Source organism: Reyranella sp. GW821-FHT12G01, from assembly GCF_058806575.1.
Genome location: NZ_JBXAPV010000001.1, coordinates 771,430 through 786,512 on the forward strand (window position 1 = coordinate 771,430; position 15,083 = coordinate 786,512).

Genomic DNA, 15,083 nt, shown 5'->3' on the forward strand with positions numbered 1-15,083 from the left:
GGGAGCCTAGGCGGCCTGTTCGAGGGTCGAGGCGACGTCGCGCGTGGTCACACGCCGGAGGTCGCGCACCTTGGTCGTGTCGAACGGGCGCGCACGATGCATGGTGCAGCGATTGTCCCAGATCACGAGGTCGCCCTTCTTCCAGGTGTGCGCATGGACGAAGCGCGGCTGCGTCGCGTGCTCGATCAGGTCGAGGATGATCAGGCGGCCGTCGGCCACCGGCATGCCGAGGATGTGCGAGGCGTGTGCGGCGAGATAGAGCGTCTTGCGATGCGAGCCGGGATGCGTGCGCACGAGTCGCTGCGGCACCGGCGGCAGGGAGGCGCGCTCTTCCTCGGTGTACTGCACGACGCCGAGCTGTTCGCGCGAGCGCCAGATCGAATGTTCGGCGACCAGCCCCTCAAGCTCCTGCTTCTTCTTGTCGGGCAGCGCGTCGTAAGCCGCACGCAGGTCGGCGAACTCGGTATCGCCGCCTTCCTCGGGAATGACATGCGCATAGAGCATCGACAGGCCGCCGGGCACCGCGCGGAACGAAGCATCGGTGTGCCAGAGTCGGTTGGCCAAACCGTCGAGACGGCGGCGCGCATCGGGCTTCAGCACGTTGCCTTCGCTGTCGAGGTTGGAAATGTCGGCAACCTCGTCGGAATCGATGCGGTGCTTGATGTCGCGATGCCTGAGCCGCAGCGCCGAAGCGGCGACCGGTCCGAAGTTGCGGGCGAAGGTCACCTGCTGGTCGTCGACCAGTTTCTGGTCGTGGAAGACCACAACCGCGTAGCGGTTGATGGCATCCTCGATCGCCAGATGATCGGCGGGCTTCAGCGGCTGGGAAACGTCGACGCCGGAGATCTCGGCGACGAATTCAGGATGAACTGGCGTAACGGTGATGCTCACAACCGCCTCCTGCGGCTATAGTGGCCCGATAACTCATTCTCCTCCAGGAAACGCCATGCCGCAAACGATGAAGCTCGCCCTGCTCGACGATTACCAGAAGGTTGCCATGCGCATGGCCGACTGGGACCGGCTGAAGAAGCGCGGCGTCGAGATCACGGTCTTCCAGGAACCCTTCACCTCGATCGAGGATGCGGCGCAGAAGCTGGCGCCCTTCGACATGCTGGGTTTGCTGCGCGAGCGAACGGCTTTCCCGCGCGCGCTGATCGAAAAGCTGCCGAACCTGAAATTCATGGTGCTGACCGGCGCCCGCGCCGCGAGCCTCGACGACAAGGCAGCGGCCGAGCGCGGCATTCCGATCTCCACGACTCCCGGCGGCACGTCGAATGCACCGACGGCGGAGCTCGGCTGGGCGCTGCTGATGATGTGCGCCCGCGATCTCGCCAAGGCTGAACGGCTGGCGCGCCAGGGCAAGTGGCACGACGGCATCGAGCAGATGGTCGTGCTCGAGGGCAAGCGGCTGGGCATCCTCGGTCTCGGCAAGCTCGGCAGCCGCGCGGCGCGCTACGGCAAGGCCTTCGGCATGGACGTCGTGGCCTGGAGCCAGAACCTCACGCCGGAGAAGGCGGAAGAGGGTGGTGCCAAGTACGTCAGCAAGGACGAGCTGCTGGCGACCTCGGACTTCGTGTCGATCCACCTCGCGCTTTCGGACCGCACGCGCGGCCTCATCGGCGCGGCGGAACTCGCGAAGATGAAGAAGACCGCGATCCTGGTGAACACCTCGCGCGGCCCGATCGTCGACGAGGCGGCCCTGATCGCGGCGCTGAAGAACCGCACGATCCTGCATGCCGGCCTCGACGTCTACGACAAGGAGCCGATGTCGGCCGACCATCCCTTCACGAAGCTCGACAACGTCACCCTCATTCCGCACCTGGGCTACGTCGTGGAAGAGAGCTACCGCCACTTCTACGAGGGCACGATCAAGGACATCGAGGCCTGGCTCGACGGCAAGCCGATCAACGTCCTCAATCCGGACGCGCTGGCAGCCAGGCGGTAGCGCAGCGCCTGGCGGCGGCGGTCACCGAGGGGGCAAAGATTTTGTGCCGGAATGTCGATTCCACGCGTTCCCGGACGTCGATGGGGTGACGGAAACATCCGTCACCCACCCGAGGAGATCTACATGACCCAGTATCTGCTGCTGCTCTACCAGACACCCGACTACAACGTGGATCTGCCGCGCGAGAAGATGGCGGAGATGACCAGGCGCTACATCGCCTGGGCCGATGGCCTGCGCGCCAAGAACAAACTGCTGGGCGGCGAGAAGCTCACGGCCAGCGGTGGCCGGCATCTGCGCGTCAAGGACGGCAAGACCGTCGCCAGCGATGGGCCCTATGCCGAAGCCAAGGATGTGATCGGCGGCTACTTCGTCATCGAGGCCAAGGATCTGGCCGAGGCCGAAGCGCTGGTGAAGAGCTGCCCGCATCTCGAGATCGCACCCACCAACTGGGCCGAGATCCGGCCGATCGAGGACATGGCGCAGGTCCGCGCGGCCGTAGGCTGAGGCTTGTCCGGCGACGTCCATAGGCTCGTCGAAGCGCTCGCCCGCGATTCGACGAGCCGCCTGGTCGCCGCTCTTGCGCGGCGGCTGGGCGCCGGCCGTATCGACACGGCGGAGGAGGCGGTGCAGCACGCGCTGATGCAGGCGCTGTCGCTTTGGCCGTTCAAGGGCGTGCCGGATCGGCCCGAAGCCTGGCTCTCCACCGTTGCCCGCAATCGTGCGCTCGACCTGCTGCGCGGCGCGACCCGGGGTGCGGCGCTTGCCGATGAACTCGTCGCGTTCGCGTCGCCGACCGTCGAGAGCGAAGGCCGCTTCGACCGCGAGTTGAACGACGACGAGCTGTCGCTTCTGTTCGCGGTCTGCCACCCCGCCCTTTCGCCCGAGATGCGCGTCACCTTTGCGCTCAAGACCGTTTGCGGCCTCACCGTGCCGCAGATCGCGGCCGGCCTGCTGAGCGAGCCCACGACCGTCGCCCAACGCCTCGTGCGTGCGCGCAAGCAGCTCGAAGCTTCAAACGTCGCGATCGAAACGCCGTCGCCCGATGTGCTGGCCGATCGAGCCGAGGCGGTGCGTATCGCGCTGTTTCTAATGTTCAACGAAGGCTATTCGGCCTCGTCGGGCACGGCCTTGGTCCAGCCCGAGTTCTGCGTCGAGGCCGTGCGTCTTTCCCGCGCGCTGGCGGCACATCCCGTCACGAGCGCGCCCGCCAGCGATGCACATGCGGCGCTTCTGGCGCTCACGGCGGCACGCCTGCCGACGCGGGTCGGCCCCGACGGCGTGGCGCAATTGCTGGAGGACCAGCCGCGCGATCAATGGGACCGCGGCCTGATCGCGCTCGGCCTGGATCATCTCGACCGCTCCGCACGGGGGCGCGAACTCACCATATGGCATCTGCGTGCCGAGATTGCCGCATTGCATGCGCTGGCGCCCAGTTCGGCCGAAACCGACTGGCCGCGCATCGTGGCCGTCTACGACCAGCTTGCCGGGGTCGATCCGTCGCCGGTTGTCGAATTGGCGCGGGCCGTGGCGCTGGGGCGTGCGCGTGGACCGGCGGCGGGCCTCGCGGCATTGCCGGTCGTCGACGGCAGTCCCTACGGTCATGCGGCAACGGCGATCTTTCTCACCGAGCTGGGCCGTACGGAAGAGGCGCGGGGTCACTTCGAGAAGGCGAGAGGTCTTGCGCGGACCGAGCCAGAGCGGCGGTTGTTGGAGCGGCGGCTCAGATCGTAACGGGAGCTGCGCCTCTGCTGATCATCGTCATTTCGCAATCGGCGCCACCGTCCGCACGCGGACGAGGATCAACCAGACCGCGCCGGCGAGGATCACGCCGGCGGCCAGCCATTCGTGCGTCGTCAGCGCGGCCGGCGTCAGCCAGCCCAGGCGGGCGAAGACGGCTTCGAGCGCGATGGCGAAGAACGGCATCGCCGTCAGCGCGATCAGATAGGTCTGCACGCCCGAATGGTTGATCGTCCAGAAGCCGAGCCAGGTGCCCGGCGCACGGAACAGCAGGCCGGCCAGGATCGCGTAGAGCCAGAGTTCGATGCGGCCGAACGCGTCGCCGCCGCCGGCCCAGGGTGAGGCCATCGCGCCGATCAGGCCCGCCAGCGTCCAGACCAGGATCAACGCCAGCGACGCAGCGACCAGGATCTCACCGGTGAAACGGCTGCGCGCGGCGGGATCGGTCGAGCGGTTGCGCGGGTGATAGGCGATCATCCACGAGGCCGCGACCGCCACCGATTCGGAAGCGATCAGCCAGGCGACGCCGCGCCATGCCGTGTCCGAGGCGAGACCGCAGACGAAGGCCACGACGCCGATCGCCAACAGCGCGAGGCCCGGCCAGTCGCGCCGCGCCGGCGCCTGTCGCATCAGCGCCCAGCCCGTCAGCGCACCGATCAGCACGCTTACGGTCGAAATCAGTGTGCTCTGCGTGACGGCGAGCCACACGATGGCGGCGGCGGTGCAGCCGTTGATGACGACGCGCATGAAGGCGTAGCAGACCGTCCACGGCACCAGCAGGTCCGCCCAGCTTCCCGGCGTGCGGCGGCCGACCCACAGCATCGCAAGCCCGGCGCTCAGCAGCTGCACCAGCGTATAGGCCCAGGCGTCGAGCTGCGCGCCGCTCACGACATGGCGCGTCAGCAACAGATAGACCGACCAGAGGAGGGAGTTGCCGAGCGCGATGGCCAGGACGTGACCGCTCATTGCGGATCTCGCAGGCTTTGTCTCAGGTACGGAAGCGCAGCAGCAGGTGATTGACGCCGTTCAGCTTGACGTAGAGGTCCTCGAACTGCGTGTAGAAATCCTCCCACTGCGGCAGGATCCCCTGCGCACCCAGCGAGGTATAGATCTCCGCGACCGTGCGGCGTCCGTCGATCTGCGAGATGATGCGTGGCGCCAGCGCCGGAAGCTGGGCGCGCCACGGAAAGCCGTCGAGATTGGCCACCAGGGGCGCGCCGGGCTGCAGGCTGGCCGAGAGCTTCTGCGCATCCATGTCGCGGAGCACCGGAATGGCCGAGGTGTCCTCCGGCCGCGCCACCGTGTCGAAGCCGGCGCGCGTGGCATAGAAGACGTGAGTGCGCAGGTTGCCCGCGAGACGTTCGGCGAAGGCCGCGCGTTCGAGCAGCGGCAGTGAGCTCGCCTGCCGCGCGATCACCGGATCGCTCATATAGGTCGCGGGCTCGTAGCGGACCGGTTCGAGGAAGGCCACGACCCTCAGGCCGGAAGCGGCCGCCATCGCGCCGATCTGCGGCACGGTGAGGGCGCGGTCGCAACTGTGCAGCAGCAGGTCGTAGAGGCCCGCGTCGCCGCCGGTCACATGGTCGTTGAGGTAGGGATTGCGCCGGAACAGGTTGGTCGTCGGCAGGAAGCGGATCAGGCGCTTGGCCATCGCCAGCCGGTCCTCGATCGCCATCGACGGCGGCGCGACGGTCTGGAGCAACTCCTGCAGCGGATAGACGCCGCTACGGCCGTATTCGCCGTAGAGCATGACGCCCATGCCGCCATCGGCGTGCAGGACGCTCGCCAGGGCCTGCATGCCGGCTGTCGGGTCGGGCAGGTGATGCAGCACGCCGGTGCAGTCGATGTAGTCGAACTGGCCGATGTTCATCGTCGGCAGGTCGAGCAGCGAGCCGGTCAGGAACGTGATGTTGCGCAGGCCGCGGGCCTTGGCGCGGGCCTCGCAGATCTGCCGGGAGGCCGTCGACAGGTCGAGATAGATGACCTCGCCGGGGCAGCGCCGGTCAACCAGCTGCTGGGCCAGCATGATGCAGGCATCGCCCGTGCCACCGCCCGCGACCAGGGCGCGGAACGGGCGGATGAAGTTCAGCCGGCCGGAGAACAGGTAGTGATTGATTTCGAGGACATGGCTCGGCGTGCCCGTGATCAGGCGGATCGCCTCGTCGCGCGGGTCTCGAGCAGGATAGGGCAACGCCTCGTACTGGGCGCGAACGCTGTCCAACGGCGAGGAAACGGTCATCAGGGCCTTGTTTGACGGCGGGCGGAACGCTACCGGGGGGATGGCAACGCCTGCCAATCATTACTGCAACAAATCTAGGGGCCATGAAAGGCTATTTCGGCATCGGTATCGAGGGTCCGAGCAAGTCGATGAACGTCGGCACCTTGTTCCGGACCGCCCACGCATTCGGCGCCTCGTTCGTCTTCACCTTGCGTGCTCAATACGACGTTCGCGCCGGCGCCCTGGCTGATACGTCGGACACGCCGCTGTCGGTGCCGACCTACCGTTTTGCCGACATGGAGTCGTTTCGCCTGCCGCTGGGGTGCCGGCTGGTCGGTATCGAGATCACCGATGATGCGATCGAGCTGCCGACGTTTCGGCATCCGCGCCAGGCCGCCTATATCCTGGGCTCCGAACGCGAAGGCCTGTCGCCTGCCGTTCAGTCCGTCTGCGACTATGTCGTGAAAATCCCGACCCGGTTTTCGGTCAATCTCGGCACGGCCGGCGCGCTCGTCATGTACGACCGCCTGATCAGCCTCGGCCGCCACGCGCCGCGCCCGGTCGGCGAGGGCGCGCCGACCGAGGAGCTCGACCAGCCGGTCTTCGGTGAGCCGATGTACAAGCGCAAGCAGCGGCTGCGGCAAAAAGCGCAATCAAAACAATAGTTTGACTGGACGCAGTTGCGCAGCCCGGGTGCGGCGACTATCTCACGCGCTCAATGTCCGTTCTGCCCACCGAACCGCTGCAGATCCTGGAGCCCGGCGCCGCTGCGCACGGGCGCAATGACCTGCGCCGCAACTTGATCGGCCTGTCGCGCGACGGGCTGAAGACGGCGCTGGCTGAAGCGGGGTTGGAGCCGTTCCGCGCCGCCCAGATCTGGCAGTGGATCTACTGGCACGGCGTCACCGACTTCGGGCGCATGAGCAACATCGCCAAGAAGACGCGCGACCGGTTGGCCGATCAGTTCGTGATCGAGCGGCCCTCGATCGTCACCGAGCAGCGCTCGACCGATGGCACCCGCAAGTGGCTGCTGCGCTTCGCCGACGGCAACGAGGCCGAGACGGTCAATATTCCGGAGACGGATCGCGGCTCGGTCTGCGTGTCGAGCCAGGTCGGCTGCACGCTCACCTGCACTTTCTGCCATACCGGCACCCAGCCGCTGGTGCGCAACCTCACACCCGACGAGATCGTCGGCCAGTTCATGGTGGCGCGCGACAGCTACGGCGAATGGCCGACGCCGACTGCCGATGCGCAGCGCATGCTCAGCAACATCGTCATGATGGGCATGGGCGAGCCGCTCTATAACTTCGACAATGTCGTCACGGCGCTGAAGATCGTGATGGACGATCAGGGCATCGCGCTCAGCCGCCGCCGTATCACGCTCTCGACCTCCGGCGTCGTGCCGATGATCGGAAAAGTGGGCGAGGCACTCGACGTCAACCTCGCGGTGTCGCTCCATGCCGTGAGCGACGAAGTGCGCGACACTTTGGTACCGATCAACAGGAAGTGGCCGATCGCCGAGCTGCTGAAGGCTTGCGCCGATTATCCCGGTGCGCGCAACAGCCGGCGCATCACCTTCGAATACGCGATGCTGAAGGGCGTCAACGACAGCGACGCCGATGCGCGCGAGCTGGTGCGCATCCTGAAGCCGATCCACGCCAAGGTGAACCTGATCCCGTTCAACCCCTGGCCGGGCGCACCCTACGAGTGCAGCTCCAACAACCGCATCCACCGCTTCGCCGAGATCGTGAACGATGGTGGCCTCAGCGCCCCGGTGCGCACGCCGCGCGGTCGCGACATCTCCGCGGCCTGCGGCCAGCTCAAGAGCGCCAGCCTGCGCCAGCGCGGCGTTAAGGTCGCGCTCTAGCTACTTCGTAAAAGCGACGACCTTCGACAGGAAGGCATTCTCGCTCGACACCGGATGCAGCCCGGTCGCGCCGAACCATTCGTCCATGCTGCCGGTCGTGTATTCGGCGTAGTACGGTTCGTGGAAATAGTGCGGGAAGAGGTCGAGCAGTCCGTCCCAGTCGGGGCGGTCGCCCTTCTGCAGGGAATCGACGATCACGACCAGACCGCCCGGTTTCAGCACGCGCGCCATCTCGGCGATCGCCTTGGCGCGGATCTCCTTCGGCAGCTCGTGCAGCAGGAACGAGGAGACGACGAGGTCGAGGCTCGCCTCGTCGAACGGCAACGTCTCGGCGGCGGCTTCCTCGAGCTTTACCCGCGCCGTACGTCCGATCAGGCGGCGCGCTTCCTCGAGATAGGGTTTGCTGAGATCGATGCCGGTGAGCTTCAGGCCCGGCCAGGCGCCATGCAGGGCGGCGAGCAGGCGGCCGGTGCCGCAGCCGACATCGAGGCCGCGGACGTCGCGCTGGTTGCGGCCCGCGAGCCAGGTGGCGATCGGCGCCAGCGCGCGGCGGCGCATGACATCGGCCGCACCCGTGAACAGGACCTCGACCTGCGTGTCGTAGAGCGCGGCGGAATGGTCCGAGAGCCAGCCGTCGCTCTGGAAGTGGAAATTCTGCCGGTAATAGTCGGGCAGGCCGTCGGCCTGGGTGCCGGGCGGGAGTTCGTCGTCGAGCGTGCCGTGCCGGCGGGCGTCGACCTGTGGCAGGTCGCGGAAATAGAGCAGGCTGCGGCGCAGGAATTCGGCGGGTTCGGGGCCCAGCAGGCGCGGGGCGGGAAAGAGCCCGGCCGCGACGTCCCGCCATTCGCGCTCGAACAATGCGCGCATCTCGGTGGTCATTTCAGCCCGGCTGGGCGTCGGCCCGACGGCAAAATCGGGCTTGGGCATGGGCTTCAGAATGCGGCGGCCGGCGGCATAGTGGCCGGCATACCAGGCGACTCGCGCGGTCTGGCGGGCGGCGTAGGAGAGGCGATCGAGGGTGGAAACCATGGTGGGCCCGATTTTGCTCTCGATTGTAGCGCCTTTGCGGCGCGCTTGCCCCATCGGGGTCGACCGCTATATTCCGCGCGCCTTTACCGAATCGACATGAAAGCGGCCAGCATGAGCGTTTCTTATACCGGGCCCTACAAGAAGGGCGACATCAAGAAGGTCGTCCTCGCCTATTCCGGCGGCCTCGACACTTCGGTCATCCTGAAGTGGCTGCAGACGGCCTATGGCTGCGAGGTGGTGACCTTCACCGCCGATCTCGGCCAGGGCGAGGAACTGTCGCCGGCCCGCAAGAAGGCGGAGCTGCTGGGCATCAAGCCCGAGAACATCTTCATCAACGACGTGCGCGAAGAGTTCGTGAAGGACTTCGTCTTCCCGATGTTCCGCGCCAATGCCCTTTACGAGGGCCAGTACCTGCTCGGCACCTCGATCGCGCGGCCGCTGATCGCCAAGCATCAGATCGACCTTGCGCTGAAGACCGGCGCCGACGCGGTCTGTCACGGCGCCACCGGCAAGGGCAACGACCAGGTCCGCTTCGAGCTCGCCTATTACGCGCTGAAGCCCGACATCAAGGTGATCGCGCCGTGGCGCGAATGGGAACTGACCTCGCGCACCAAGCTGCTCGAGTTCGCCGAGACACATCAGATTCCGATCGCCAAGGACAAGCGTGGCGAAGCGCCGTTCTCGGTCGACGCCAACCTCCTGCACTCCTCCAGCGAGGGCAAGATCCTCGAAGATCCGTGGGAAGAGGCCGATGAGTCGGTGTACCAACGCACCATCTCGCCGGAGAGCGCGCCGGACAAGGCGACGTACATCGAGATCGAATTCGAGCGTGGCGACGCGATCGCCATCGACGGTGTGAAGATGTCGCCCGCGACCCTGCTCACCAAGCTGAACGAGCTGGGCAAGGCCAACGGCATCGGCCGCCTCGACCTGGTCGAGAACCGCTTCGTCGGCATGAAGAGCCGCGGCATCTACGAGACGCCCGGCGGCACGATCCTCTACGCCGCCCATCGCGGCATCGAATCGATCACGCTCGACCGCGGCGCCGGCCATCTCAAGGACGAGGTGATGCCGAAGTACGCCGAGCTGATCTACTACGGCTTCTGGTACTCGCCCGAGCGCGAGATGCTGCAGGCGCTGATCGACAAGAGCCAGGAGAACGTCTCCGGCACGGTGCGGCTCAAGCTCTACAAGGGCAACACGACCGTCGTCGGCCGCAAGTCGCCCAAGTCGCTCTACTCGATGCAGCACGTCACCTTCGAGGACGACCAGGGCACCTATAACCAGCGCGACGCCGAGGGCTTCATCAAGCTGAACGCGCTCAGGCTGCGCCTGCGGGCTCTGGGGCAAGGCGGCCCCAAGAGCTGAACCAGGAGCCCGTCGGGCACCTGAGCTGACCGGAGAGGCGCATGCCTTTTGACGACGACGACCAGCGCCGCCTCCCCGGCGGGCGCGGAACGGGCGAGCGGGCCATCAACCTGCCGCCCGCCGTGCTGTGGCTGATCGGGATCAACGTCGCCGTCCATCTCCTGCGCCAGCTTCTGGGCGAACAGACCGACCAGGACATCATCCTGCAGTTCGGCCTGGTGCCCGCCGCCTACACGACCGACAGCGGGCGCGATCTTTTTTCGCTGCTGGTGGCGCCTGTCACCTATCAGTTCCTTCATGGCGGCTGGATGCATCTCGGCGTCAACATGCTGACCCTGGCGGCGTTCGGTGCACCGGTCGAACGGCTGCTGGGCGTGCGCCGGTTCGTGCTGTTCTATCTGCTGTGTGGCGTCGTTGCGGGCCTCGTCCATATTCTGGTCTATCCCGATTCGATCGATCCGGTGGTCGGCGCCTCGGGCGCGATCAGCGGCATCTTCGGCGCGGTGCTGATGCTGATGCGCTATGTCGGCAGCCTGAACTCGCTGCTGCCGGTCGCCGGCATCTGGATCGCGCTCAATGTCTTCTTCGGCCTCTTCGGCGGCATGCCGGGCGCGGGCGGCGAATCAGTCGCGTGGGTGGCGCATATCGCGGGCTTCCTGTTCGGCCTCGCCACCATTCGCTTCTTCGCACCGCGACCAAGTTAAGCCGCTATAGTCGGCCGATGGCCGATAACGGAATCCCGCTTCGTCGCACGCTCGTCGCCAACGCCGTTGCGCTGGCGCCGTCGTGGGGCGCGCTGGCCATCCTCTACGGTCTGCACGAACTGTCGGGCCGGACCACGCTGATCGCCATGGGCGGCATCGCGGTGGTCACGGTGTTCCTGGTCCAGCGCTATCTCAGCTCCCTGGCGAGCTTCGCCCGGTTCGTGGGCGAGCTTTCCGACGAGCGCGAGCCGGTGATGCCGCGCCTCTCCTTCGCGCCCGCCACCGAGGAACTGGCGACGGCGGCGGCGACGCTGTCGACGGGCTGGCGGCGCCAGCGCGCGTCGATCGACAATCTGGCGGCATCCGCGCAGGCCATCGTCGACGGCCTGCCCGATGCCCTGCTCGCGGTCGATCGCCAGCGCCGAATCGTGCGTACCAACCTGGCCGCGGCTTTGCTGCTGGGCAGTTCCGGCGGCACCGAGCGCGACATCTCGACGGTGCTGCGCCAACCCCAGCTCCTGGCGGCCATCGACGCGCTGCTCGAGACCGGCCCGGACGGGAATTTCGCGCGGCCCGACCAGAGCGTCGTCGAGCTGGTGCTGGCGGGACCGCCGGAACTCGACGTCGTGGCGCATCTGCGTCGCCTGCCGCGCGCGGCCGCCGACGGCTCGCTGGCGCTGATCGTCCTGCACGACACCACGGCGTTGCGCCGCGCCGAGCGCATGCGGGCCGATTTCGTGGCCAATGCCAGTCACGAACTGAAGACGCCCATCGCAGGGCTGGCGGGCTTCATCGAGACCCTGCGTGGTCCGGCCCGCGAGGACACCGCCGCGCGCGAGCGTTTCCTCGGCATCATGGCCGAGCAGGCCGACCGCATGCGCCGCCTGGTCGACGATCTCCTGATGCTGTCCCGCATCGAGCAGCACGAGCATGCTCGGCCGGCCGCCGCGGTCGATCTTGGACGCGTCCTGCGCTCGGTGCTCGACCTGCTGCAGCTCAAGGCCTCGTCGCGCAAAGTCAAAATCGAGATCGATCTTGCGCCGGACCTGCCGCGCGCGGTGGGAGATCACGACGAGCTGATCATCGTGTTCCAGAACCTGATCGACAACGCGGTGAAGTACGCGCGGCCGGCCACCGTCGTGCGCGTCGAGGCGCGGCCTCTGGGCAAGGACCGCGTCGTGATCGTGGTCAGGGACGAGGGCGACGGCATCCCGGCCTCGCACCTGCCACGGCTCACCGAGCGCTTCTACCGGGTCGACAATGCGCGCTCGCGGCAGCTCGGCGGCACCGGCCTCGGGCTCGCCATCGTGAAGCATGTGGTCAACCGCCATCGTGGCCGGCTCGACATTCAGAGCACCCAGGGCAAGGGCTCGACCTTCTCGGTGACCTTGCCGGCCTCCACCGGGCCCTGAGAACTCGCACACGCCCTGCCGATACGAGCCGGCAGGCCTAGTCCCCCGAAAGCGCGTTGTAAGTTTGTTACGGCATATTCTGCGGAGACAGCGCGTGGGTATGTGCCGCATGACAATTAAGGCTAGCGAACCGAGCGAAATCGTCGTGACGCCCCGAATGATCCGGGCCGGCCTCGACGTGGTGAAATCATGGCCCTCGCTCGCCGACGGCGAAGCGCTGGCGACGGCCTATCGGGCCATGGCGGCGGCGGCGCCGCCCGACAGCCTGTCGACCGGTACGCCGACGCCGACGATGCTGCAGGCGCTTCGAATGCTGGGTCACAAGTAGCGGCCTGTAAGGCCAGCGAAATCCGGTCGCCGCAATCGAGCCTCCGTCCGGGCGCCCACTGGCGCCGCTCTTCGAGAGCTCTGGAGGATCAAATGACGAAGATGACGTTGCTCTCTACCGCGATCGTGGCGGCCATGCTGTTGCCGGTCGTCGCCTCGGCCCAGTCGGCCGATGCGAGCTATTGCGGGCCGCTGGTCGAGAAGTACGAGCGGTATCTCGACATGAGTTCGAAGCGCGGCCAGCAGCCGCAGAATCTGGATACCCGCGCCGCCGTCGAGAAATGCAAGGCGGGCGACGCAAGCGGCATTCCCACGATCGAGAAGGCGCTCAGGAACGCCAAGATCGACCTGCCGCCCCACGGATAGGCTTTTCGGCCAAGGGAGATCCTGTCATGCGCGTACTCATCATCGAGGACAGTCCGGAGCTGGCGCGGCTGATCGGCGGCGCCCTCAAGCGCGCAGGCATGGATGTGGACATCGTGGGTCTGGTGGACGACGCCAGACTCGCCCTGCAGGCGGTGCAGTATTCCGCCATCATCCTCGATCTCGGCCTGCCCGATGACGACGGGCTGGCCGTGCTCGATCAGTTGCGAAAGAAGCACGATCAGACGCCGGTCCTGATCCTGTCGGCCCGCAGTGCGCTCGACGACCGGCTGACCGGCCTGGGCCGCGGCGCGAGCGATTACATGGTGAAGCCCTTCGCCATGGCCGAGCTCGTGGCCCGCCTCCGTACGCTCATGCAGCGGCAGCCGCCGCTTCAGCCCCACGTCCTCACGATGGGCAATGTATCGCTCGATGCCGACAGCCGCCGGGCTGTCGTCGAAGGCAAGACGGTGGCGGTTCCGGCGCGCGAAGCCGAGCTGCTCGAGGTCTTCCTGAAGCGCGGCGAGCGCGTCCTCGTTCATGAAGTGCTCGATGCGCTGGTGTTCGGCGGTGCGCACGACAAGTCGTCCAATGCCGTCGAAGTCTATGTGCATCGCCTGCGACGCCTGCTCGTCGATGCCGGTTCCGACGTCGAAATCCACACGATCCGCGGCGTCGGTTACCTGATGAAGCCTAGGGTAGCGGCAGGTGTGCCCGCGGCGATGGCTACAAGGGCCGCCGCGGCGATGTGATCCCGCGCGCCGCGGGGGAACAACCTGCAAAGCCTGTGCGTTTCACAGGTGATGAGCATTATCGATGCCTTGGGGTGGGCGATGGCCACCCAGTTCCAGCCACACCGGCCGGGTTATCTCTATCGACAGGACCGCAAGGGGCGCCCGATCCTCGTGACGGCGGCCGAACGCGATGGTTTCGTACGGGCTTTCGGCCGGAAGTTCCTGGCGCACGTCGCCGGCTTCATGATCGCGGTGATCGCGGCCGCCATGTTCACCGCGCGCTTCTACCCCAGGGGTGACGAGGCCGGGGGCTTCGTCCTGATGGGCGGCCTGCTGCTCGCCATCGCCGTCGGCCTCTATATGTCGGTGACATGGGCGATGCATGCACCCAGCCGGGCGCTGGCTGACCGCCCGACCTTCGCCTGACGCCGACCGCCGCGCCGGGCGCTTCTCCACCGCTGTCTTTAGTCTGTAACCCAAGTGTCGCGTAGGCGAAGCCTACGGCCGGTACCGAGCCTCCGGTGGGAACCGGAGGCCGGATGCTTCGACTGGAAGGCGTTACCAAGAGCTTTGGCGGCAAGCATGCCGTCAGCAGCGTCTCGCTCGTCGTGCCCGCCGGCCAGCTCGTCGGCGTGATCGGCCGGTCCGGCGCCGGTAAATCGACCCTTCTGCGCATGATCAACCGCCTGGGTGACCCGACCTCGGGCCGCATCCTGTTCGGCGATACCGACGTGACGGCGCTGCGCGGCCGTCCGCTGCGCGCCTGGCGCGCGCGCTGCGCCATGATCTTCCAGCAGTTCAACCTCGCCGGCCGCCTCGACGTGCTGACCAACGTCATGATGGGCCGCGCCTTTCACACGCCGCCGACGCGGGCGCTCCTGAAGATGTGGAGCGACGACGAGAAGGCGCAGGCTTTGTCCGCGCTCGAAAGCCTCGACATGGCCCGCATGGCCGGCCAGCGCGCCGAGACCCTGTCCGGGGGTCAGCAGCAGAGGGTCGCCATCGCCCGCGCGCTTGTCCAGGAACCCGACATCGTGCTGGCCGACGAACCGATCGCCTCGCTCGATCCGCGCAACACCAAGGTGGTGATGGACGCGCTGCAGCACATCAATCGCCATCTCGGCATCACCGTGATGTGCAATCTCCACAGTCTCGATCTCGCACGCACCTATTGCGACCGGCTGGTCGGCATGGCCGGCGGTCGCGTCGTGTTCGACGACGTGCCGGCCGCTCTCACCGAGGCGACGGCGCGCGAACTCTACGGACTCGAAGCCGGCGACGTCATGGGCCACGGCGCCCCGTCGCCCGCGACCCTGCCGGTTGGCCTGCAGCCGGGCTTCGCCGCTGCCGGCTCCTGATTTTCCGATAATCGACCCTCA

General features: G+C 67.0%; 17 protein-coding genes. 13 read left to right on the forward strand and 4 right to left on the reverse strand.

Going from position 1 to position 15,083, the window contains the following annotated elements:
- Window positions 1-6 precede the first annotated feature (6 nt).
- Window positions 7-891, reverse strand: a complete 885-nt coding sequence (locus AC1RP5_RS03720) for a TauD/TfdA dioxygenase family protein (protein ID WP_493109231.1) — start codon at window positions 889-891, stop codon at window positions 7-9.
- 55 nt (window positions 892-946) lie between these two features.
- Here AC1RP5_RS03720 and AC1RP5_RS03725 point away from each other — a divergent pair, with 55 nt between their 5' ends.
- From AC1RP5_RS03725 to AC1RP5_RS03735, 3 genes are all read left to right on the forward strand, one after another.
- The gene (locus AC1RP5_RS03725) at window positions 947-1,945 is read left to right on the forward strand and encodes a D-2-hydroxyacid dehydrogenase family protein (protein ID WP_493109232.1); all 999 of its coding nucleotides are present in this window, start codon (window positions 947-949) and stop codon (window positions 1,943-1,945) included.
- Between the two features lie 123 nt (window positions 1,946-2,068).
- On the forward strand, window positions 2,069-2,449 hold the full coding sequence (locus AC1RP5_RS03730; RefSeq protein ID WP_493109234.1) for a YciI family protein: 381 nt from the start codon (window positions 2,069-2,071) through the stop codon (window positions 2,447-2,449).
- Window positions 2,450-2,452: 3 nt separating this feature from the next.
- The gene (locus AC1RP5_RS03735; RefSeq protein ID WP_493109235.1) at window positions 2,453-3,676 is read left to right on the forward strand and encodes an RNA polymerase sigma factor; all 1,224 of its coding nucleotides are present in this window, start codon (window positions 2,453-2,455) and stop codon (window positions 3,674-3,676) included.
- A 27-nt stretch (window positions 3,677-3,703) separates the two neighbouring features.
- Here AC1RP5_RS03735 and AC1RP5_RS03740 read toward each other — a convergent pair whose 3' ends face one another.
- Both AC1RP5_RS03740 and AC1RP5_RS03745 read right to left on the reverse strand, forming a co-directional pair.
- Entirely contained in the window at window positions 3,704-4,648 is a 945-nt protein-coding gene (locus AC1RP5_RS03740; protein WP_493109236.1) for an EamA family transporter, read from the reverse strand.
- Window positions 4,649-4,670: 22 nt separating this feature from the next.
- On the reverse strand, window positions 4,671-5,921 hold the full coding sequence (locus AC1RP5_RS03745; RefSeq protein ID WP_493109237.1) for a methyltransferase: 1,251 nt from the start codon (window positions 5,919-5,921) through the stop codon (window positions 4,671-4,673).
- A gap of 83 nt (window positions 5,922-6,004) precedes the next feature.
- Here AC1RP5_RS03745 and AC1RP5_RS03750 point away from each other — a divergent pair, with 83 nt between their 5' ends.
- Both AC1RP5_RS03750 and rlmN read left to right on the forward strand, forming a co-directional pair.
- Window positions 6,005-6,565, forward strand: a complete 561-nt coding sequence (locus tag AC1RP5_RS03750; RefSeq protein WP_493113289.1) for an RNA methyltransferase — start codon at window positions 6,005-6,007, stop codon at window positions 6,563-6,565.
- 53 nt (window positions 6,566-6,618) lie between these two features.
- Window positions 6,619-7,767 carry a dual-specificity RNA methyltransferase RlmN gene (gene rlmN / locus AC1RP5_RS03755; protein WP_493109238.1) on the forward strand — a complete coding sequence of 383 codons (1,149 nt, stop codon included), beginning with the start codon at window positions 6,619-6,621 and terminating at the stop codon, window positions 7,765-7,767.
- Here the strand turns inward: rlmN and AC1RP5_RS03760 are convergent, their stop codons facing one another.
- Entirely contained in the window at window positions 7,768-8,796 is a 1,029-nt protein-coding gene (locus AC1RP5_RS03760; RefSeq protein ID WP_493109239.1) for a class I SAM-dependent methyltransferase, read from the reverse strand.
- 111 nt (window positions 8,797-8,907) lie between these two features.
- Here AC1RP5_RS03760 and AC1RP5_RS03765 point away from each other — a divergent pair, with 111 nt between their 5' ends.
- The 8 genes from AC1RP5_RS03765 (at window position 8,908) to phnC (ending at window position 15,062) form a co-directional block, all read left to right on the forward strand.
- On the forward strand, window positions 8,908-10,164 hold the full coding sequence (locus AC1RP5_RS03765) for an argininosuccinate synthase (RefSeq protein ID WP_493109240.1): 1,257 nt from the start codon (window positions 8,908-8,910) through the stop codon (window positions 10,162-10,164).
- Window positions 10,165-10,205: 41 nt separating this feature from the next.
- Window positions 10,206-10,868 (forward strand): rhomboid family intramembrane serine protease, encoded by a 663-nt coding sequence (locus tag AC1RP5_RS03770; protein ID WP_493109241.1) that lies wholly within the window; start codon window positions 10,206-10,208, stop codon window positions 10,866-10,868.
- Between the two features lie 17 nt (window positions 10,869-10,885).
- Entirely contained in the window at window positions 10,886-12,280 is a 1,395-nt protein-coding gene (locus tag AC1RP5_RS03775; RefSeq protein ID WP_493109242.1) for an ATP-binding protein, read from the forward strand.
- A gap of 109 nt (window positions 12,281-12,389) precedes the next feature.
- Complete coding sequence (locus tag AC1RP5_RS03780) at window positions 12,390-12,608, forward strand: hypothetical protein (RefSeq protein WP_493109243.1); 219 nt, start codon at window positions 12,390-12,392, stop codon at window positions 12,606-12,608.
- 92 nt (window positions 12,609-12,700) lie between these two features.
- The gene (locus AC1RP5_RS03785; RefSeq protein WP_493109244.1) at window positions 12,701-12,973 is read left to right on the forward strand and encodes a hypothetical protein; all 273 of its coding nucleotides are present in this window, start codon (window positions 12,701-12,703) and stop codon (window positions 12,971-12,973) included.
- Window positions 12,974-12,999: 26 nt separating this feature from the next.
- Window positions 13,000-13,722 carry a response regulator gene (locus AC1RP5_RS03790; protein WP_493109245.1) on the forward strand — a complete coding sequence of 241 codons (723 nt, stop codon included), beginning with the start codon at window positions 13,000-13,002 and terminating at the stop codon, window positions 13,720-13,722.
- A gap of 81 nt (window positions 13,723-13,803) precedes the next feature.
- Window positions 13,804-14,130 (forward strand): hypothetical protein, encoded by a 327-nt coding sequence (locus AC1RP5_RS03795; protein ID WP_493109246.1) that lies wholly within the window; start codon window positions 13,804-13,806, stop codon window positions 14,128-14,130.
- Between the two features lie 113 nt (window positions 14,131-14,243).
- Entirely contained in the window at window positions 14,244-15,062 is an 819-nt protein-coding gene (gene phnC, locus AC1RP5_RS03800) for a phosphonate ABC transporter ATP-binding protein (RefSeq protein WP_493109247.1), read from the forward strand.
- Window positions 15,063-15,083: the final 21 nt, after the last annotated feature.